The sequence below is a fragment of the Paucibacter sp. M5-1 genome, from assembly GCF_027498415.2.
Classification (GTDB): domain Bacteria; phylum Pseudomonadota; class Gammaproteobacteria; order Burkholderiales; family Burkholderiaceae_C; genus Roseateles_E.
The window spans coordinates 673852-692876 of record NZ_JAPZLM020000001.1; the positions used below are offsets into that span (position 1 = coordinate 673852).

Genomic DNA, 19025 nt, shown 5'->3' on the forward strand with positions numbered 1-19025 from the left:
AGGGATACAAGTACGCCTCAAGGGAAAAATGCGCCTTCCAGAACACCAATACCTCGACCTGCTTGCTCACGTCCTTGAGAACGGTGACAGGCGCGTCGACCGCACCGGCGTGGGCACCTTGTCGGTGTTCGGAGCCATGTGCCGGTTCCCATTGAAGGACGGACAAGCTCCCATCCTGACGACCAAGAGGGTCTATTGGAAGACGGCCGTGAAGGAAATGCTCTGGTTCCTCACTGGCGGAACGAGCATTCAGCCCCTCTTGAGGGAGAACGTGCGCATCTGGACGGATTGGCCTTTAGCCAAGTACCGAAAGGCCACGGGCGAGCAAATCTCTCAAGCCGACTTTGAGCAGCGCATCTTGGACGATGACGCGTTCGCCGCGCAGTGGGGTGAGCTCGGTCCGGTGTACGGCAAGCAGTGGCGAAAATGGCTTGGAGCCGACGGCAAGGAGTACGACCAGATTGCCGGCGTCATTGAGGCTCTTAAGAGCAACCCGGCTAGCCGTCGCATCCTCTTCCATGGATGGAACGTTCCAGACATCCCGGATATGGCGCTTCCCCCGTGCCACATGGTCTATCAGTTCCACACGACCAGCGACGGGCGCCTCAACTGCATGATGTTCCAGCGCAGCTGCGACATCCTCTTGGGCGCCCCTTTCAACTTCACCGGTGCAGTCGCGTTGCAGCTGATGCTCGCGCAGCAGGCCGGCTTTGAGCCAGGCGAGTTCATCTGGGCGGGAGGGGACGTTCATCTCTACCTCAACCACATTGAACAAGCTCGGGAGCAGCTGACCCGCACTGCCCGCCCTGCCCCGACCATGCGCCTTCGTCGCAAGGCAGCGAGCATCGATGAGTACACCATCGATGACTTTGAAGTCAGCGGATATGACCCACATCCCCCGATTCGAGCTGACGTGGCAGTCTGACCAGCAAGCCGCGCTCGCCAGAGTAGCAGGACCGTCACCCATCAAACACTCGTGCGACATGCGCACGAAAAGACGGTGACTTTCTCTGGGTGTTCGAAAACTTCAGTAATCTGCCAGACAACGTGCGCATGTCTGCGTGTACCGCTTGCGGGGCGTAAGCCCTATGGTCCTTTGTAATGCAGACATCTCCAATGGGAGTGCGCACGCTGGGGCCTAAGAAGAGGTCCTTACGGCTTACAGCCGTCAATGAAGAACCGTAACGCAAGCATCGCTCTTCACCTTCGTCGATTCCATCGTCGAATGTGGAGAGCAGAGCTATGTCGAAGAGCCAGGCGGAGTCGCCTGCAAACGGGTCCATTCCTGAACGCCTAGGCGAACTGCTTCGTAGGGATTACGAGGCAGGAGTCGTTGTCCGTGCACCCGCCGGCACGCTTCGAGTCAGCAGGAAGCACTACGCAGCCCTGCTTGGCGTCAACTCAGGCTACCTGGGCTCAGTTGCCCCTGAAGTCTTGAACCGATACGAGCAGCAAATCCAAGCCGACCTAGTGGCGGCGGCGAGACGAACGCTCGAAGCAGCCGCGGCCGATGGAAGCATCGAGATTCGCGGTGGCTTCGTTAAGCAAAACTGGTTGATTAAAAAGCTCAAGGCACCAGTCGGAGCAATCCGCAGATATCCAAGGCTTCGAAAAACAGTTGAGTCCTTCGAAGCCGAACTCGCCGACGGCTACCACGTTAATCAAAGCACCACGGCATTTAGCAAGCGCCTGACCACGCTCCTAGAGTCCACTGACTGTCCGCTCGGCAACAACGGCCTTACCGTCAGCCTTGCGGCTGTTGCCCGGAAACTGGACGTCTACCCATACAAACTGCAGGAGGAGCCATTCTTCCAGCAAATCGAAGAGAAAAACCGTCGTCTTGCACGAGGAGACCATCTTCTACCCGGTCAAGTATTGGTCTGTGGCCGTCTCGTCGACGTCCGCGATATAGGTCCGAAGTGGTCAGTCCCATTTCTCAAGAAGCTTGCAGCTTCTCTCAAAAGCTTCGGTGACACCCTTTCTAGAGGCGCTCCGCGTGAGCGAGCCGTAGCAAAAAGGCTTTTCAAATTCATCGCCAAAACGCGCGCAGCCCATCACGTTCGAATATTGACTGCGCTGAACAAATGCAGACACCCTTCTCAAGAAGACTGGGAAAAGTGCATCTCCAGATTTCGTGAGCACCTTGAAACTACATTCATAGGAAAAGAATCTTCGAAAATCACCGAACAAAAGTCACTTCGCCAAATTCTTAGGCACTTCGCACAAGAGGGATTAGTACCGCAACTGTACTACCCTCCCAAAAGTAGCAAAAGGCGCACACCAGACAACTACAAAACCAAGACACCCACAGTTGCTGAAATATCTCACCCACCCAAAGACCCCGACGCAAGCATAAAACTATCAGCACAGGTGCGAGACCTTGCCGGAAAAATTCTTCGCAACTCTATGGAGGAGGAAGAGTATGAGGACCCGCAAACTATTGCCTTCCTTAGGGTCCTAGAACAAGAAGCCATATCCATGGAAAAGCTACTTCCGGAAGATGTGCCGAAGGCGGTTCTTCGCGTAATCAGCAGAAGACTGGATGCAATCTGCGAAGTCTCCAGAACAGTCATCAAGGAAGCAATTGCAAATTTAGAAACGGGGAGAAATCTGTTAGCAAAAGCCAGCCTCACTCCACAGAGCTTAGGGAAAATGATTCAATCGACAGAGAAAATTCAGCGGCAGGCAATGATTCGCGATTGGTTCCCCTACCCAAGCAGTGAGGCAAAAACTGAAACTTCCATTGCAAACATCCTCAATTTAACCTTGTTTCATTTCAAGGGCATCATTCCATCACAATCACTACCTGCAGCCGCATTCCCTCGCCACATTACCAAATCCAGAATAATAAAGACAATCACTGGCCTAGGTGGCAGGTTGAAGCTACGACGCTATATGCATCCCGACACCGCCGCAACTTCTGCAGTGATTTCGAATTATCTTGCCCGCTCCGGAGCAAATATTGCGGTCGGTCTAATTCTTCTGCGCGACTGCCTGTTCGAATCGGAAACGCCAGGCTTCGTCGAGGTGCGCGGCCGAAAAGACAGAGCTGGCGGAAAAATTATCGTCTCTGATTTTCGACGAAATTCGGAAGTGCCGCGTGATATCAAATGGTTACGAGAAACGCTGTCGCTCATCGTCGATAGCGCCCCACCAAATGAACGCGACTTACTATTTCTTATCGACAAGGGGACGGCCGCTGGCGCTATAAATGACTATATTTTCCGGGCCGAGTTTAAAGCGTTGGTAGAACTGTCCCCTGTATTAAAAGGGCTGCCGCTACTGCCGAGCATGTTGCGCCGTTCGGTGATTGTGAAAACAAGTCTAACAAGTGGTGGCGTTGCGCAAATCTCAGCTGCCATAGGCAATCAATCGATTTCGCAGAATCAAGCATACAACTTCACCATGCCGGTCTTGCTCCAACGTGAGCTCCGACTTCAGAAAGTAGTAAATGACTTTGAATCCCTCATTGTCATCAATGCATCGAACCAGGTAACTCTCAAAGGATACACAAAGGACGAGATTGTCTCGCGCATGAAGTCCCTGATGCCAACTGGCTTGGGAACTTTGTGCAAGGACCCTTTCATGAAGCCTGGCTTTGAAGGAACACGATGCCCTGATGCCTCTCGTTGTGTAGGGGATAAATGTCCTCAAATGGTCGTCCGATTGCATACGCAAGCGGTCGTTCATATGCAGTTATGGAAGTCTGCCCTGCTCAAAGCTGAGCCGGATTGGGAGCGAGACCACCCTGACCGCTGGGCAAATATTTGGTTGCCACTTCTTTGCCTAATTCTCGCAATTGAACGTAAGGCTTCACGAGGGCCCGCGCTGAAAGTCTGGGACGAAGGAACAACCGCCCGTGAAGCATTCGAACGCATCCCAACCTTCGAGGGACTACGACCATGGTAAGAGCAATGCGAAAGAACGCCCTAAAGCAAACGCCGCTGGCCAAGCTGCTTGAAGAAAGCCGAACGGCCTCGTGGCTGCTTTCGGACTACAACTCTTCGAGATGGCGCATACGAGACTCCCATGGCGGCGACGAAGAGGGCGAAATTGACTTTGCGTATGCAATGCCAGACGGAAAAACATTACTTGATTACCCTGACTTCTTAGCAAGCATCAAAGAATTCGCGTTCAATATTCGAAACCCTGACTTTTCCTCCATACAAGACGTTGAAACCCACATTAATGCCGTGCAATGCCTAATGGCGATGGCACATGGCATGGCATTGGACCGTTTGAGCACCTTCAGACATGCGACAAAGGCCTATTTGGCAACGTTTGTTCGTCGCATCGTAGATGGAACAGACGGCGTACTCAAAGCGAGTTCGAGAATCGAAAGTTGGGTGAAGCGGAAATCGAAGCTCTCGCTGGAGGAACTCCGGAAACAACTTCCACTTGTTGCCGAGTCAAGAACGCGCTACCGGCTTGCTTCTGAAGAATTTCTCGCTCAGCGACGGCTTCCGAGGCGGACTTGGCTGCTTCCTCGGGTTCAACATCTGTTGAACGCAGTTCGGACGCGCTGCGAACTGGTTGGGGCAAACGGCTCGACGCTCTCCAATATTCCGGATAGGAAAAAACTGTCCAAGCAAACGCTTTATAGATTTTTCCAGGCCTTGGAAGCTTTGTACTACATGCGTCATTCGATGACGGCCGAATCATTGCCAGAACGTCCGTTCGACCTCTCGGCACAAGCGCTGTCAGACAAATATGGAGTAGATACTCAGTTCACTCCTCTTCCGATGCCAAAAATCGCGCTGCATTTAATGAGCCAAGCAATGATTTGGGTTCGCAACTACAGCGGTGAATTACTTGAGCTTTTCAGAGGTGCAAAGGCAATATCGGAAGGGTTACGAGGTAGCCGCAAACTGTGTAAGGCGGCGTTCGATGTGCTCATCCAAGGTTGCCCAACTGAGGGACCTATAGGTAGCCCTTGGCCACTAGCGCTCGCGAGGAAAAAGCTCGCCAGTGCACCAGGCATGACTCCGCAGCATGCCATAAACATGCTCGTGGTCGCCTGTGTAATTGTAGTCGCCACGTTTTCTGCCCGAAGACTTGATGAACTCACCGCACTTGGCGTCAATGACATCAGAGGAAATGCAAAGGACGGTTGGTGGCTGCGACCGCTCATCGAAAAAACGGTCATTGCAAAAGAATGGATACCCACCCCAGAAATCGTGAGCAAGGCATTTGAAATTCTTACAGAGCTAAGTGCGGAAGCTCGCAAGATAAACGGAAATGAATTAGTTATCAATTGGATATCTCCGTTCTACACAAAACCAAAATTGGTGACTGGCTCCTTCGTTAATAAGAAATTGAACGAGTTCGCCAAAGCTGTGAATACGCCCAAGGTGATTGCGAAGGACGGAAGTGAAACATCGTGGCATTGGACCCCTCATCAGTTTCGCCGCTTCTTTGCGGTTTTGTATTTCTATCGATATCGCGGTGCAAAACTTGAAGACTTAGCATACTTCCTTCGCCACTTCAATCTGGACATGACCCGCCGCTATTTAACTATCACCCCTAAGCAACTGGAAGAATTCCTCAAAGTTGAGGAGCTTTATGTCAGCAATATCGCAGCGGAGCTCCTCGAAGAAGACGGAGGAAAATTTGGAGCGGGGAAAACGCTGCGGAAGAGACTCGAGGACCATTACGAGAAGACCGTCCAGATATCCACACCGTCTATCGAGGACTCAGGCGCCTTTTTGCACCGATTGAAAGTGACGCACCAAATGCAGATTGTTCCGAAGCCTTGGGTTGATTGCACGTGCCCGCGAACTCAGCAAGGAGCCGAAACAGCTGCATGCAGGGCCAACTCCAGGGACGCACAAGCGCTAGGCCCAGATTTTTCGCAGGCTGGACCATCAATTTGCCGCGGCTGCCCTCATCCCATACCCAACCAGCACTTTGACGAGCAGCTTGAGCTCGAGCTCAAAAATACCCAGGTGGTTGCAGATTCAAAAGCCTTGTCTGGCACGATGGTTCAGGAATTGGCGAAAGCAAAGGTAATAGAAATCCGGAAATATCAGTTGGAGCCTGCGTAGATGATAAAGCCCGCGCTGCATGCGTTACATAACAGTGAAGACGAGGCTGCATCTCCTACCTGTTCAGTACCTGAGGGACGTATCCGGAGACGCATCGAAGTGTTTGAAGAATGGATTAAGAAGGGACGCGTTCCACTTGAACTTGCGCAGCACTTGCCGCGAAGCCTCACTCAACTTATGAAGTGGAGCGTCCCGAGCTTGGGCATCGTTCCAAGCACGAATCCTCACGACTACACGCGCGAACACAAGAGCTGGGGCAGCAAGGTCAAGAAGGCCGAGAAGCTGATGGGAGATGTGTTAGGTCTTGTAGAAGTACCCAAGGCGCCTGTGAGCGCTACGGAGAGGGTTCTTGACCTCCGCGAGGCCAAGCGCGAACTCAAACACTCGCTGGAGTTGGCTGTGGACCAGTACCACAAGCTCGCACATGAGCTAGTAGAAGCGAAGCGCGTGAGCAGGAGCAACGCAGACATCGCAAAAGCACTAACAGAGCAATTAGACGCGGCCAAGCTCGATTTGGAAAAGCGTGACGGTCAAATTGCAGAACTGCGACGTGAACTTCACGCGCTGCAAGCTCTTCCTCGTATTGCAGGCAGGGAGTCCTAATGACGCTAACCGATGGCTTTGACATTTGGGCACCGTTGCATCCCAGCGCAGCCAACGAATTGAAATCGGAGGTTTTCGCCAGAAGGGCTAATGCACTGCTCACCGATGCGTTGGCCCAAGCGCCAAACCATCCAATCATCATGCGGGGGCGCGTATACCGAAAGCGATTATCCCAAGCGATTGGATGCGGCCCCTCAACAGTTAACCAAAACGCAGACATTCGCAAACTCGTCAACGAAGCGGACTTACAGCTTCGAGACTCCAAGATACTGGAGTCTGCATCGGCACTTCGGAAACAAATGGGGAGGCTATACGTCCCCGCCGATAACGATGCGCCGCTTCGAATGACCGCGGCAGTTTATCTTATAGTTACAACAACAAATGAATTTGAAATCGCTGGACGCCCTTATCCCGACATCCCAACCATCATATTCGCAAACGGAATTCAGGAACAAGCTTCCAATTGGCTAAGAACAATTAGAGTTGACTACGGGTTGGAAGCCGGTTCGGTCGGTCAATATGCAAAGATGCTAAGACCATTTCTTTATGACCTAAAGAAACGTAACATCGAATTATGCGACATCACCGACGGCCATCTGGTCGAATGGCGCAACAAACTTGAGATGCAATCCGCATGGAAAAGGGCAAATGCAAACAATTCAATATTGATAATTTTTCAATTCTTGGTTTGGTGCGAACAGAACGGCGAATTAACTTATCGGGTTGGTTGCTATGAACGAGCGGCGCTGCCAGAGGCGCTTCGCGCAACACAATTCCCCATATCTGCGTACATGATTTTCAACAAGACTGGACCCGCAAAATGGACGACTCCACTGCTATTCAGAACCGTGCCTGATTCAGCGGGAAATCGAGGCACGCCCAACGAAGAAGAAATGAAGGAGCTTCATCGAATCGCAGAACGACTAAAGCACAGCAGGCGGCTCACAACAATTCTGACAATAGTAGAGAGTACCGGAGCTCGACTTTTTGAGATTTTGCAATTAAAAATATCAGATATTCCAGACATTGATTTAATCTACAAACTTCTCGGAGAGGATAATTCAAAATACGAAATTGAAGTTATTAGAAAAGGCGGAAAACCAAAGCCCTTGCATTTCGATGCAGAAGCACTAATACTATTACATTCGTATCTGAAATTTCGAGAAGAAATTATCAAGGGCTACAAAAAGGGCCACCCCGATTACAAACCACCGACCCATATATTTATTTCCGAAAAAACCGGGAAAGTTTTGCAACGCGATTCAATTTCAAAATCGGTTAGAAAACTCGCAAAAGCAATTGGCCTAAAGAAAATAGGGATTCATCGAGTTCGAGCAAAATTCGCCATTGATACAATCGATAGAATTTTGGATATATATTTGAAAATGGGTGTGCAATTTGACCCGGGCTCAGGATGGATTGAAACTATTCTTCAACAAGCAGCTGCAGAAATGGGTCATGGAAGCGTTCACTCGTTGCGTTACTATCTTCAGGCTGCGCTTGAACGTCGCATGAGAAGCGCGGCCCGGGTAGCTTCGCGCCCTTCTAAGGGGCTTCAGGAGAAATCTGATGAAGAAGATGCTCAGACACAAGTCGTCCGGTCGATGCTCGATTTGATGGACGAGGCTGTGACGAAGGAAGCGGCTTCAGCTATGAGAAACTCCACCGACTTTGCCTAAGACTATTGCCGTGAAAACATCCAGCTTCAATCCCTCCACAGTGGAAAGCGGCTCTTTAAGAGATGCCGGAAAACCCTTCAATATCGCCAGCTATGCGCTCCTGACCCAGATGCTGGCCCAGCAATGCGATCTGGCGCTGGGGGACTTTGTCTGGACCGGTGGTGATTGCCATATCTACAGCAATCACGAGGAACAGGTGCGCACCCAGCTCGAACGCGCGCCCTTCCCCTACCCGCAGATGCGCATCAAGCGCCGCCCGGCCTCGATCTTCGATTACGAGCTCGAGGATTTCGAGCTGCTGGACTACCAGCACCATCCGGCGATCAAGGCACCTGTGGCTGTATGAGCGAAGTGATCCTGATCGCCGCCGTCGCCGAAGGCGGCGCCATCGGCAGAAACAACGAGCTGCTGGTGCGCCTGCCCGAGGACATGGCCCGCTTCAAGGCCTTGACGATGGGGCATGCTGTCATCATGGGCCGCAAGACCTGGGATTCGATCCCGCCGCGCTTCCGGCCGCTGGTGGGCCGGCGCAATCTGGTGCTGAGCCGTCAGCAAGACCTGACACTGGACGGCGCCGAAGTCCATGCCTCGCTGGACGCCGCGCTGGCGGCCTGTGCCGGCGCGGCCCAGGTCTTCGTGATGGGCGGCGCCGAGATCTATGCGCTGGCCCTGCCCCGGGCGACCGGGCTGGAGCTGACCGAGATCGCCGCGCGCTTCGACGATGCCGATGCCTTCTTCCCCGCCTGGGACGCCAGCCACTTCGACTGCCTGGCCCGCCAGCCGCAGCGCAGTGCCCAAGGCCTGGCCTACGATTTCGCCAGCTACCGACGCCGACCGTCCGGCGCGCCCTGAGCCCCACGAGCCGCCGCCGATGACGACCGCCGCCCCTGCCCTTTTCGTCATCTTCAACCGGGGCTCGGGCCATGGCGAGGCGGCCGAGCTGCAATCCGCCATCGAGTTGGCCTGCCGGGAAGCCGGCCGCGAGCTGCATCTGCAGGCCGTCAGTGATCCGCGCCAGATCCACCGCATCGCCCGCGAGACGGTGCAGCGGGCGCAGGCGGTGCGCGGCATCGTCGTGGCCGCCGGCGGCGACGGCACGATCAATGCGGTGGCCCAGGCGGTGCTGGGCAGCGGCTGTGCCTTCGGCGTGCTGCCGCGCGGCACCTTCAACTATTTCAGCCGCACCCATGGCATCCCGGCCGAGCTCGACGCCGCGCTGCAGGTGCTGCTGCACGAAAGCCCGCAGCCGGTGCAGGTGGGCCTGGTCAACGACCGGGTCTTTCTGGTCAATGCCAGCCTGGGCCTGTATCCCAAGCTGCTGGAGGACCGCGAGTACTGGAAAAAGCAGCTGGGCCGCAGCCGGCCGGTGGCCTTTCTCGCCGGCTTGCTGACCCTGATGCAGGGCCATAGCAATCTGCGCCTGAGCATCGAGCTGCGCGGCACGACCCATGAGATACGCACCCCGACCCTGTTCGTCGGCAATAACGCGCTGCAGATGGAGCAGATCGGCCTGCCCGAGGCCCAGGCCATCGATGAGGGCCAGCTGGCCGGCATCACCTTGCGGCCGCTGAGCCGCTGGGCCCTGCTGGGCCTCTTGCTGCGCGGCGCGCTGGGCCGGCTCGGCGAGGCCTCGCAGCTGTTCAATTTTTCCTTTGCCTGCCTGACCGTGCGCGCCTCGCGGCGCTTCGGCCTGGGCCGCATCAAGCTGGCCACCGATGGCGAGATTGTCTGGATGAAGCTGCCGCTGCAGTTCCGGGTCGCGCCCGAGCCCCTGCTGCTGATACGCCCGCCAGGCCCGGCGGCCGAGCGGGCTGCCGAGCCGGGGGCGCGATGAGCACGCTGCTGCTGCAGATCTCCGACACCCATTTCGGCACTCAGCGGGCGCCGGTGGTCGCGGCGCTGGAGCGGCTCGCGCAGGCCCTGCGCCCCGATGTGCTGCTGCTCAGCGGCGACATCACGCAGCGCGCCACGCCGGCCCAGTTCAGCGCCGCCCGCGCCTTTGTCGAGCGGCTGCGGGTGCCCCATGTGCTGGCCATCCCCGGCAACCACGACATCTCGCTGTTCAACCCGCTGGCCCGGCTGCTCTGGCCCTACCGGCGCTACAGCCAGGCCTTTGGCAGCGAGCTGGAGCCCCAGTTCGAGAACGCCGAGGCCTTGGTGATGGCGCTCAACACGACGCGCTGGTGGCGCCACAAGCACGGTGAGCTCTCCGAGGCGCAGATCGAGCGTGTCGCGCGGCGGCTGCAGGCAGCCTCGCCCGCGCAGTGCCGCATCGTGATGGTGCACCAGCCACTGGCCGTGACCCAGGCGAGCGACCTGAACAACCGGCTGCGCGGCCACCAGGCGGCGCTGCGGCGCTGGGCCGAGGCCGGAGCGGACCTGATCGTCGGCGGCCATATCCACCTGCCTTTTGTATTGCCGCTGCAGCCGCCACAGACCGGGCTGGCGCGGCCGCTGTGGGCCGTGCAGGCCGGCACCGCGGTCAGCGCCCGGCTGCGGCCCGGCGCGGGCAACTCGGTCAACGTGATCCGGCTGCCGCAGCGGGTTGTCGAGCGCTGGGACTTCGATGAGGGCGCGTTGCGCTTCGAGCAGATCCGCATCGATCCGGTCGGCTGAGCCTGCTCAAAGAAATACTGTATTTATAATCAGTATTTACATCACTTCCTTCGCAGCCGCCATGGCCGAGCTCGCCCTGAACCGCGTCCACCGCAGCCGTCTGACCCAGATCTGGCGCTCGGCGGGCTGGCCTTGCAAGGACGGTATCGAGCTCGACCTGCTGGCGGCCGGCATGCTGGCGCAGCAGCTCTCGCCCGAGGGCCGCGAAACGCTGCTGCTGACCGAGGCCGGCATCGCCTGGCTGGCCCAGCAGCGCCAGCAGCAGCAACGCCCGCTCAGCGCCCATGACCGACTGGCCCAGCGCTTCGCCGAGGAGCTGCTGGCCGAGGGACGCATCGTCTGGCATGAGCTGTCGCTGCGCGCGCTGATCGCCAGCGAACCGGTCGCGGCGGACGACAAGCCGCCGCTGTGGGACGAGGCCGAGCCACCACCGCCCTCGCTGAAGAACAGCTGGCGCATGGCCCGCCCCGACCTGTTCTCGGTGCGCAACACCTCGGTCGAGGCCTATCTGCGGCCCCAGGTGCACGAGATCAAGTTCAGCCGCGCCGACCTGCTGTCCGACCTGCGCCATGCGGCCAAGCGCCAGGCCTATGAATGGCTCTGCTGCGAGTGCTTCTATGTGTTTCCGGCCGGTGTCGCCCAGCCCAATGAGATCCCCGAGCAGTTCGGCATCTGGGTGCTGCAGGGCAGCCTGGCCGAGGGGCGTTTCGAGCTGCTGCGGCCGGCCCGGCATTGCAGCCGCAGCCTGCCCTTCGCGGTCTGGCTGGCGCTGGCCAAGGCCACACCGATGCACAGCGAGCGCGAGGGCCTGCAGGCCCGGCTGGGCGAGGATGACGCCGCGCCGGAGCTGCCGTGAGCGAAGCGCCACCGCCGACTCGCTACCGCGTCGCGGTGCGCGAGCTCTGCGAGTTCACCGCCAAGCAGGGCAGCCTGGACCTGCGCTTCACGCCGGCGCCGACCGCGCTGGAAGGCATGGCCGGCCATGCCCTGGTGGCCGAGCGCCGCGGCGAGGGCTACCGCGCCGAGCTGAGCCTCAGCGGCGACTACCAAAGCCTGCAGGTGCGCGGCCGGGCCGATGGCTACCAGCCCAGGCTGCGGCGCCTGGAAGAGATCAAGACCTACAAGGGCCGGCTGCAGGACCAGCCCGATTCGCACCGCCGGCTGCATTGGGCCCAGGCCAAGATTTATGGCTGGTTGCTGTGCCAGCAGGAGGGGTTGGACGAGCTGGAGGTGGCCCTGGTCTATTTCCATGTCGGCAGCCAGCAGGAAACCCTGCTCAGCGAACGCTGCAGTGCGTCCGAACTGCGCCTGCACTTCGAGCAGCATTGCGAGCGCTTCCTGGCCTGGGCCGAGCAGGAACTGGCGCACCGCCAGGCCCGCGACACGGCGCTGCAGGCGCTGCAGTTCCCCTTCGGCGAGTTCCGCGCCGGCCAGCGCCAGCTGGCCGAGGCCGTCTACCGCGCGGCCCAGGGCGGCCGCTGCCTGCTGGCCGAGGCGCCCACCGGCATCGGCAAGACCGCCGGCACCTTGTTCCCCTTGCTGAAGGCCGCGCCCACCCAGCGCCTGGACAAGATCTTCTTTCTGGCCGCCAAGACCTCGGGCCGTCAGCTCGCACTGGACGCGCTGCAGGCCCTGGATGCGCCGGGCCTGCGCCGGCTCGAGATGGTGGCGCGCGACAAGGCCTGCGAGCACCCGGACAAGGCCTGCCATGGGGATGCCTGCCCGCTGGCGCTGGGCTTTTACGACCGGCTGCCGGCGGCCCGCGCGGCTGCCGTGGCGCAGTCGGGAGCGCTGGACCAGGCCCGGGTGCGCGAGCTGGCGCTGCAACACCAGGTCTGCCCTTACTACCTCAGCCAGGAACTGGCGCGCTGGGCCGATGTCGTGGTGGGCGACTACAACTACTACTTCGATCTCGGCGCCCTGCTGCACGGCCTGGTCCAGGCCAATCAGTGGCGGGTCGGCCTGCTGGTCGACGAGGCCCACAACCTGGTCGAGCGCGGCCGCAAGATGTACACGGCCGAGTTGCTGCCCGACAGCCTGGCGCAGGCGCGCCGCTCGCCGGCCGCGCGCGCCCACCCGGCGCTGAAGAAGGCGCTGGACAAGCTCGCCCGCGCCTGGCGCGCGCTCGACAAGGCCCAGGCCGAGCCCTACCGCGTCTACGAGGCCATGCCCGAGCCCCTGCTGAGTGCGCTGCAGGCCTGTAGCGGCGCCATCACCGAGCATTTCAGCGAACACCCGGCCGAGTCCGACGCGGCCTTGCAGACCTTTTACTTCGAGGCCCTGCACTTGGGCCGCATGGCCGAGCTGCTGGACAGCCATTCACTGGTCGATCTGAGCCGGCCGGCCACGGCCGCCATGGCCGGGAACTCGACCCTGTGCATCCGCAACATCGTGCCCGCGCCCTTTCTACGCCCGCGCCTGGAGGCGGCCCACACCAGCACGCTGTTCTCGGCCACGCTGCAGCCACGCCCCTACTACGCCGACCTGCTGGGCCTGCCCGAGACCCATGCGGTGCTGCAGGTCGGCTCGCCCTTTGACGCGGCCCAGCTGCAGGTGCACATCAGCCGCGCGATCTCGACCCGCTACCCGGACCGCCGGGCCTCGCTGGCCCCGATCGCCGCGCTGATCGCGCGGCAGTATGCGGATCAGCCCGGCAACTACCTGGCCTTCTTCAGCAGCTACGACTATTTGCAGCAGGTGGCCGAGCTGCTGGCGCGCGAGCAGCCGCAGTTGCCGATCTGGACCCAGTCGCGCCGCATGCTGGAGGCCGAGCGCCAGCAGTTCCTGGCCCGCTTTGCCGAGGATGGCGCCGGCATCGGTTTCGCGGTGCTGGGCGGGGCCTTCTCCGAAGGCATAGACCTGCCGGGCCGGCGCCTGATCGGCGCCTTTGTCGCGACCCTGGGCCTGCCGCAGATCAATGCCGTCAACGAACAGATCCGCCAGCGCATGCAGACCCTGTTCGGCACCGGCTACGACTACACCTATCTGTTCCCGGGCCTGCAGAAGGTCGTGCAGGCGGCCGGCCGGGTGATACGCACGCCCAGCGACCAGGGCGTGCTGCACCTGATCGATGACCGCTTCGCCCGGCCCCAGGTGCAGCGCCTGCTGCCGCCCTGGTGGGCGCTGGATGGCGGCTAGAACAGGCCCGGCGCCTGGGCCTGCAGCTCGCGCAGCCACAGCGCGTAGCCGGCATCGCTGGGGTGGATGCCGTCCTCGGCATGCAGCAGCTCGGCCTGGGCCACAAAGGGATCGTCGGCGCGCTCCTTGAAGAGCCGCACATAGCGCACCTCGTGCACCGCGGCCAGCTGGGCCGCCAGCGCATGCAGCTCGCGCGAGCGCTGCGTCATCCAGCGCGACAGCGGCCAGAAAAAGAACGGCGCATTGCCGACATTGCCGGCCGGCATCAGCACCACCTTGGATGAGCGCTGCTTGGCCAGCGCCAAAATGGTGTTCAGTTGCTCGCGCATCTGCGGCAGCGAGCTCAGCCGTATCACATCATTGCCGCCGCCCAGTATCAGCAGGCGGTCGTAGGACTCGGCACCGACACGCAGCTGTGCGGCGATGTCCTCCAGCTTCGCGCCATCGAGCGCCAGATTGCGGATCATCCAATCCGGGTGCGCACGCCCGATCAGGCCGACCAGGCTTTGCGCCGGCGCGCTGGCGCCGGTGCCGACCGCCGTGCTGTCCCCCACCACCAGCAAGCGCAGGCGCGGGCGCGCCGGGCTGGCCTGGAAACCTTCGAGCACCATGCCCGAGGCGGACTCGGCCGCGGCGGAGAGTTCGGTCAGCCCGGCCAGTGACACCAGCAAACCCAGCAGGGTTGGATGCAGCAATCGTCGTCGTTTCATCTTCTATCTTGCCAGGCTTGCGAGGCGATCGTTGGAGATGGTCGACACCATAGGGCCTGCCGCGGCGCAGCCCTGTCGGGCGAGCCTGCCCCTCCCTGTAGTCGCAGCGACCGTGTGAGCACAAGGTCTTGTCCTACAGGCGGCGGTGGGATCGCCTGATCGCTTGTGGCGCCGCCAGGCCGCACAGTCGGTCACGCCTCAGACACAGGAGAATCAGAATGAAAAAACTCACGACATTGGCCATGGCCTGCGCCATCGCCCTGACCCAGATGCCCGCCGCGCTGGCCCAGACCACGCCTTATCGCGCCGTCGCCACCGCACCGCGCATCACCGGTTTCGATGTCGAGCAGGTGCCGCAGCTGAGCCCGGGCACCGAGCTGGGCTTCACGGTCTGGGGCACGCCCGGCGCGCAAGCCTCCTTGCAGATCGACGGCGCGCAGCGGCCGCTGAGCCTGATCGAGACCGGACCCGGCGTCTACAAAGGCGTCTACACCATCAGCCAGCGCGACCGCCTGCAGCCCAATGCCCAGGTCAGCGCCAATCTGCGCAATGGCAACAAGGTCGGCTCGGCCGTGCTCGACGAGGTGCTGCAAAGCGGCTGGCAGACGGGCGCGGCCGCGGACGCCGGCGGCGCGCCGGTGATCGAACGCTTCGAGGTGCGCCATGGCGGCGATCGCAAGGCCGGCAACCAGCTGCACTTCACGCTGCGCGGCACGCCCGGCGGCCGTGCCGTCGTGCGCCTGGTCGGCGCCCAGGAACGTTTCCGTCTCGACGAAGGCCGGCCCGGCCAGTACGCCGGCGTCTACACGATACGCGACAGCGACCGCCTGAACCCGAGCAATCCCATCGTCGCCCGCTTGAAGGTCGGCGACCGCAGCACCAGCACCACGCTGGAGAACGCGCTCGATGCCAAGCGGCTGAGCAGCCTGCGGCCCGCCGTGGCCTGCTCCGACTGCGCCACCGTGCTGGCGGTGAGCCGGGTCGAGGTCGAGGGTGACGGCAGCTATGTCGGCGGCGCGGTGGCCGGCGGCCTGTTGGGCGCGGTGCTGGGCAGCCAGGTCGGCAAGGGCAGCGGACGCACCGCCGCCCAGGTGGTCGGCACGGTGGGCGGCGCGGTGCTGGGTCGGGAGATCCAGAAGCGCGGCGACAAGAAGCAGGTCTACGAGGTGCAGCTGCGCCTGCAGGACGGCAGCCAGCAGATGCTCAGCTTCGACAACCCGCCCGACTTCAAGGCCGGCGACAAGGTCCGGCTGCGCGACGGCCAGCTCAGCCCGCAAACCTGAACGCCGGAGTCCAGCATGACACAGCACACAAGCCTCTTTTCGCTGGCCATGAGCCTGAGCCTGCTGCTGGCCGCTGCGGCGGCCGGCGCCGCCCCCGCGAGCGCCGACAGCACGTCCAGTGCCCAGTCCAGGTATAGGGCCGAGCGGGCCGTCTGCCTGGAGGGCCGCAGCAGCCAGAGCCGCGAGACCTGTCTGAAGGAGGCCGGCGCGGCCCTGGCCGAGGCGCGCCGCGCCCAGCCGGGCACGCAGGTCCACCCCGACTATCTGGCCAATGCGCTGGCGCGCTGCGAGCGCGTGCCCGCAGCCGAACGGGCCGACTGCGAGCGTCTGGTGCGCGGCCAGGGCAGCAGCAGCGGCAGCGTCACCGAAGGGGCGATCGTGCGCCAGCTCATCACCAAATCGGTCGCGCCGGCGGCCAGTGCCGCCTCAGCGCCGTGAACCGAGGCGGACCGCGGGCATATCCCGGGCCGATCCCCGACAGACGCGGCCTGACGCCCAGTCACGGGATGGGTGGGCGCGGCAGCGCCAAGTAAACTGGGGGCCTCCTGACTGGGTGGCCCCCTGCCTTGTGCGGTGCGCCCGCCCGAACGATCTGACTGCCCATGAGTTTTCTGCCCCTGCTGATGCGCCCCTGGATCTGGGCTGTGCTTGCGGGGCTCTTGCTGGCCGGCCGCGCCAGCGCTGCCGAGGACGCGATGCCGCCACGCGGCCTGACGGTGGCCGATTCGGCCCTGAGCACCGGCGCCATCATGGTCGGCATCCTGAACTACACGGCCTGGCCGGGCGAAGCCCGGCCGCTTCAGGTCTGCATCAGCCGCCAGGCCGCCGAGGCGGCCGCCATCCTCGCCCACCTGGAGCAGGCCAAATCGGGCCGGCCGCTGCGCGCCCGCGCCATCGAGGCGCTGCTGCCGCTGCCCACCGATTGCGATGCGGTCTATTTCGACGGCTGGGAGCTTGAGGCTCAGCGCGCTGCGCTGCGCAGCCTGGCCGCCAGGCCGGTGCTGACCCTGGGCCGCGGCCCGGAGTTCTGCAGCGACGGCGGCCTGTTCTGCCTGGAGCCGGCCGCCGCGGGCCTGCGCTTCGAGGTCAATCTGGACGCGGTGGCGCGCAGCGGTCTGCGCGTCAACCCACTGGTGCTGCGCCTGGCTCGCCCGCGCGCGGCCAGCTCCTCATGAGCGACAAGCGCGCCAGCCTCGGCGCCATCCTGCGGCGCGGCCATCTGCGCGTGGCGCTGGTGGCGCTGCTGGCGGTCGGCTCGGTGCTGACCCTGGGCCTGCTGCTGTCGCTGCGCCTGTCGCAGCAGCACAACCTCGAGCTGGTGGCGCGCTCGATCGCCTACTCGGCCGAAGCCGCCGTCGTGTTCCGCGATGCCGACGCCTCGCGCGAGCTGCTGGCCGCCGTGGCCGAAAGCGAGGGCGTCGCCAGCGCCCGCATCACGCTGGCCTCGGGCGAGGCGCTGAGCAGCTACCAGCGTGGCGACGAGAGCCTGCTCGACCGGACGCTGGCGCGCTGGCTGCTGCCGGTCGAGGCCAGTGCACCCATCAGTGACGGCCGCCGCGGCACCGCGGCCACCGTGCATCTGCGTGGCGACAGCCGTCTGCTGCTGGCCGCCTTGCTGTGGTCGCTGGCCGGCGTGCTGCTGGGCATGGCGTTGACCGGCGTGGCTGTGGCCCTGGTATCGCGCCGGCTCGAGCACCTGCTGGTCGACCCGCTGCGCGCACTGGCCGCTCACACCCGCGCGATCCGCAACGAGCGTGCCTTCGCGCGGCGCGCACCGCCGGCCACGGTGCTGGAGATCGATGAGCTGAGCGCCGACTTCAATGCGCTGCTGGCCGAGGTGCAGGCCCGCGAGGCCGAGCTGCTGCGCCGGCACCAGGCCCTGCAGTCCGACCATGAGGCGCTGTCCTTCCAGTCGCGCCACGACAGCCTGACCGGCGCGGCCAGCCGCGCCCATTTCGAGCACAGCCTGGCCCAGGCCATAGCGCGCGCCCGCCGCGCCGGCACCAGCCTGGGCCTGCTGTTCGTCGATGCCGACAAGTTCAAGCAGATCAATGACCACCATGGCCATGAAGCCGGCGATCTGGTGCTGACCGCGGTGGCGCAACGCCTGCGCAGCGCGGTGCGCGAGAACGACCTGGTCGGCCGGCTCGGCGGCGACGAGTTCGTCGTGCTGATCGAGCCGCTGCGCCATGCCAGCGATGCCCAGAGCGTGGTGCAGCAGATCCGCTCGGCCGTGTCGGTGCCGGTGGCACTGCATGGCGCCGGCAGCGTGGTGCCCGGTGTCAGCGTCGGCGTGGCCGTGTTCCCCGATGACGGCGACAGCGCCGAGGCGCTGTTCCGGGCCGCCGATGCGGCCATGTATCGCAGCAAACAAGGCTCCCCTTCCCGCAGTTCTCCAGCCCAGAGTTGATCGCCATGAGCAGTACCGCCCTCTTGCCCACCCCGCGCTATCTGTCGTCCCTGCTGGTCTTGCTGTTCGGGCTTGCGCTGCAGGCCTGCCAGCATCCCGGCCCCTCCGTACCCGGTGCGGCAGCGCCCTCGATCTGGAACGCTCAGCAGACCCAGGTCTTTCGCGAGCTGGGCTTTGTCGCCCAGGGTGACAGCTGGGAGCTGAGTCTGGCGGCCAGCCTGCTGTTCGAGTTCAACTCGGAGCAACTGAATCTGCAGCAGCGCGCCAATCTGCAGCGCATCGCGCGCGCGCTCAGCGAGGTGGGCATCGACGGCCTGCGGATCGAGGGCCATAGCGACAACGTCGGCGAGGCCGACTACAACCAGCGCCTGTCGCAGCGCCGCGCCGCCGTCGTGGCCCAGGTGCTGGCCGGTGCCGGCATGAAGTCCGAACGCCTGGTGGTCCGCGGCTTCGGCAAGGACAAGCCGATCGCCGACAACGCCAGCGAGGGTGGCCGCGCGCAGAACCGGCGCGTCGCGTTGATCGCGCCCTCGTCCTGAGCG

Annotated in this window: 16 protein-coding genes and 1 pseudogene; 16 read left to right on the plus strand and 1 reads right to left on the minus strand. The window is 62.0% G+C overall.

Annotated features, from left to right (window positions below; translation table 11 throughout):
- Nucleotides 1-28: 28 nt before the first annotated feature.
- From thyA (O5M90_RS03055) to O5M90_RS03105, 11 genes and pseudogenes are all read left to right on the plus strand, one after another.
- Complete coding sequence (thyA, locus tag O5M90_RS03055; RefSeq protein WP_269841482.1) at nucleotides 29-925, plus strand: thymidylate synthase; 897 nt, start codon at nucleotides 29-31, stop codon at nucleotides 923-925.
- Between the two features lie 317 nt (nucleotides 926-1242).
- Nucleotides 1243-3909, plus strand: coding sequence for a hypothetical protein (locus O5M90_RS03060; protein ID WP_269841481.1), 2667 nt, complete (start codon nucleotides 1243-1245; stop codon nucleotides 3907-3909).
- A gap of 5 nt (nucleotides 3910-3914) precedes the next feature.
- Nucleotides 3915-6044 carry a site-specific integrase gene (locus O5M90_RS03065; protein ID WP_269841480.1) on the plus strand — a complete coding sequence of 710 codons (2130 nt, stop codon included), beginning with the start codon at nucleotides 3915-3917 and terminating at the stop codon, nucleotides 6042-6044.
- Nucleotides 6045-6647: a hypothetical protein gene (locus tag O5M90_RS03070; protein ID WP_269841479.1), complete on the plus strand. Its 603-nt coding sequence runs from the start codon at nucleotides 6045-6047 to the stop codon at nucleotides 6645-6647.
- A complete protein-coding gene (locus O5M90_RS03075) occupies nucleotides 6647-8326 on the plus strand; it encodes a tyrosine-type recombinase/integrase (protein ID WP_269841478.1) in 1680 nt (559 codons plus the stop codon). Before O5M90_RS03070 ends, O5M90_RS03075 begins: the two co-directional genes overlap by 1 nt.
- Nucleotides 8327-8393: 67 nt before the next feature.
- A pseudogene (gene thyA / locus O5M90_RS03080) lies at nucleotides 8394-8672 on the plus strand (thymidylate synthase); the annotation flags it as partial.
- Nucleotides 8669-9178 carry a dihydrofolate reductase gene (locus O5M90_RS03085; RefSeq protein ID WP_269841477.1) on the plus strand — a complete coding sequence of 170 codons (510 nt, stop codon included), beginning with the start codon at nucleotides 8669-8671 and terminating at the stop codon, nucleotides 9176-9178. The pseudogene thyA (O5M90_RS03080) and the gene O5M90_RS03085, both read left to right, overlap by 4 nt.
- A gap of 19 nt (nucleotides 9179-9197) precedes the next feature.
- Entirely contained in the window at nucleotides 9198-10160 is a 963-nt protein-coding gene (locus tag O5M90_RS03090) for a diacylglycerol/lipid kinase family protein (protein WP_269841476.1), read from the plus strand.
- Entirely contained in the window at nucleotides 10157-10942 is a 786-nt protein-coding gene (locus tag O5M90_RS03095) for a metallophosphoesterase family protein (RefSeq protein WP_269841475.1), read from the plus strand. The genes O5M90_RS03090 and O5M90_RS03095 overlap by 4 nt, the downstream gene beginning before the upstream one ends.
- Nucleotides 10943-11003: 61 nt before the next feature.
- Nucleotides 11004-11798, plus strand: a complete 795-nt coding sequence (locus O5M90_RS03100) for a hypothetical protein (protein ID WP_269841474.1) — start codon at nucleotides 11004-11006, stop codon at nucleotides 11796-11798.
- Nucleotides 11795-14080, plus strand: a complete 2286-nt coding sequence (locus O5M90_RS03105; protein WP_269841473.1) for an ATP-dependent DNA helicase — start codon at nucleotides 11795-11797, stop codon at nucleotides 14078-14080. The genes O5M90_RS03100 and O5M90_RS03105 overlap by 4 nt, the downstream gene beginning before the upstream one ends.
- Here the strand turns inward: O5M90_RS03105 and O5M90_RS03110 are convergent.
- Nucleotides 14077-14790, minus strand: a complete 714-nt coding sequence (locus O5M90_RS03110; RefSeq protein WP_171018296.1) for a GDSL-type esterase/lipase family protein — start codon at nucleotides 14788-14790, stop codon at nucleotides 14077-14079. The two genes, O5M90_RS03105 and O5M90_RS03110, sit on opposite strands and share 4 nt — an antisense overlap.
- A gap of 218 nt (nucleotides 14791-15008) precedes the next feature.
- Here O5M90_RS03110 and O5M90_RS03115 point away from each other — a divergent pair, with 218 nt between their 5' ends.
- From O5M90_RS03115 to O5M90_RS03135, 5 genes are all read left to right on the plus strand, one after another.
- Nucleotides 15009-16073 (plus strand): glycine zipper 2TM domain-containing protein, encoded by a 1065-nt coding sequence (locus tag O5M90_RS03115; RefSeq protein WP_269841472.1) that lies wholly within the window; start codon nucleotides 15009-15011, stop codon nucleotides 16071-16073.
- 15 nt (nucleotides 16074-16088) lie between these two features.
- Entirely contained in the window at nucleotides 16089-16511 is a 423-nt protein-coding gene (locus O5M90_RS03120; protein WP_269841471.1) for a hypothetical protein, read from the plus strand.
- Between the two features lie 164 nt (nucleotides 16512-16675).
- Complete coding sequence (locus tag O5M90_RS03125; protein WP_137943454.1) at nucleotides 16676-17248, plus strand: YfiR family protein; 573 nt, start codon at nucleotides 16676-16678, stop codon at nucleotides 17246-17248.
- Nucleotides 17245-18483 (plus strand): sensor domain-containing diguanylate cyclase, encoded by a 1239-nt coding sequence (locus tag O5M90_RS03130; RefSeq protein WP_262972859.1) that lies wholly within the window; start codon nucleotides 17245-17247, stop codon nucleotides 18481-18483. The genes O5M90_RS03125 and O5M90_RS03130 overlap by 4 nt, the downstream gene beginning before the upstream one ends.
- A 5-nt stretch (nucleotides 18484-18488) precedes the next feature.
- On the plus strand, nucleotides 18489-19022 hold the full coding sequence (locus O5M90_RS03135) for an OmpA family protein (protein WP_269841470.1): 534 nt from the start codon (nucleotides 18489-18491) through the stop codon (nucleotides 19020-19022).
- Nucleotides 19023-19025 lie beyond the last annotated feature (3 nt).

What these genes read in the sequence shown, in the direction of transcription:
- O5M90_RS03135 (WP_269841470.1), top strand. Translation starts at nt 18,489, where the DNA reads ATGAGCAGTACCGCCCTCTTGCCCACCCCGCGCTATCTGTCGTCCCTG.
- O5M90_RS03070 (WP_269841479.1), top strand. Translation starts at nt 6,045, where the DNA reads ATGATAAAGCCCGCGCTGCATGCGTTACATAACAGTGAAGACGAGGCT.
- O5M90_RS03065 (WP_269841480.1), top strand. Translation starts at nt 3,915, where the DNA reads ATGCGAAAGAACGCCCTAAAGCAAACGCCGCTGGCCAAGCTGCTTGAA.
- thyA (WP_269841482.1), top strand. Translation starts at nt 29, where the DNA reads ATGCGCCTTCCAGAACACCAATACCTCGACCTGCTTGCTCACGTCCTT.
- O5M90_RS03075 (WP_269841478.1), top strand. Translation starts at nt 6,647, where the DNA reads ATGACGCTAACCGATGGCTTTGACATTTGGGCACCGTTGCATCCCAGC.
- O5M90_RS03130 (WP_262972859.1), top strand. Translation starts at nt 17,245, where the DNA reads ATGAGCGACAAGCGCGCCAGCCTCGGCGCCATCCTGCGGCGCGGCCAT.
- O5M90_RS03095 (WP_269841475.1), top strand. Translation starts at nt 10,157, where the DNA reads ATGAGCACGCTGCTGCTGCAGATCTCCGACACCCATTTCGGCACTCAG.
- O5M90_RS03100 (WP_269841474.1), top strand. Translation starts at nt 11,004, where the DNA reads ATGGCCGAGCTCGCCCTGAACCGCGTCCACCGCAGCCGTCTGACCCAG.
- O5M90_RS03120 (WP_269841471.1), top strand. Translation starts at nt 16,089, where the DNA reads ATGACACAGCACACAAGCCTCTTTTCGCTGGCCATGAGCCTGAGCCTG.
- O5M90_RS03110 (WP_171018296.1), bottom strand. Translation starts at nt 14,790, where the DNA reads ATGAAACGACGACGATTGCTGCATCCAACCCTGCTGGGTTTGCTGGTG.
- O5M90_RS03060 (WP_269841481.1), top strand. Translation starts at nt 1,243, where the DNA reads ATGTCGAAGAGCCAGGCGGAGTCGCCTGCAAACGGGTCCATTCCTGAA.
- O5M90_RS03115 (WP_269841472.1), top strand. Translation starts at nt 15,009, where the DNA reads ATGAAAAAACTCACGACATTGGCCATGGCCTGCGCCATCGCCCTGACC.
- O5M90_RS03090 (WP_269841476.1), top strand. Translation starts at nt 9,198, where the DNA reads ATGACGACCGCCGCCCCTGCCCTTTTCGTCATCTTCAACCGGGGCTCG.
- O5M90_RS03125 (WP_137943454.1), top strand. Translation starts at nt 16,676, where the DNA reads ATGAGTTTTCTGCCCCTGCTGATGCGCCCCTGGATCTGGGCTGTGCTT.
- O5M90_RS03085 (WP_269841477.1), top strand. Translation starts at nt 8,669, where the DNA reads ATGAGCGAAGTGATCCTGATCGCCGCCGTCGCCGAAGGCGGCGCCATC.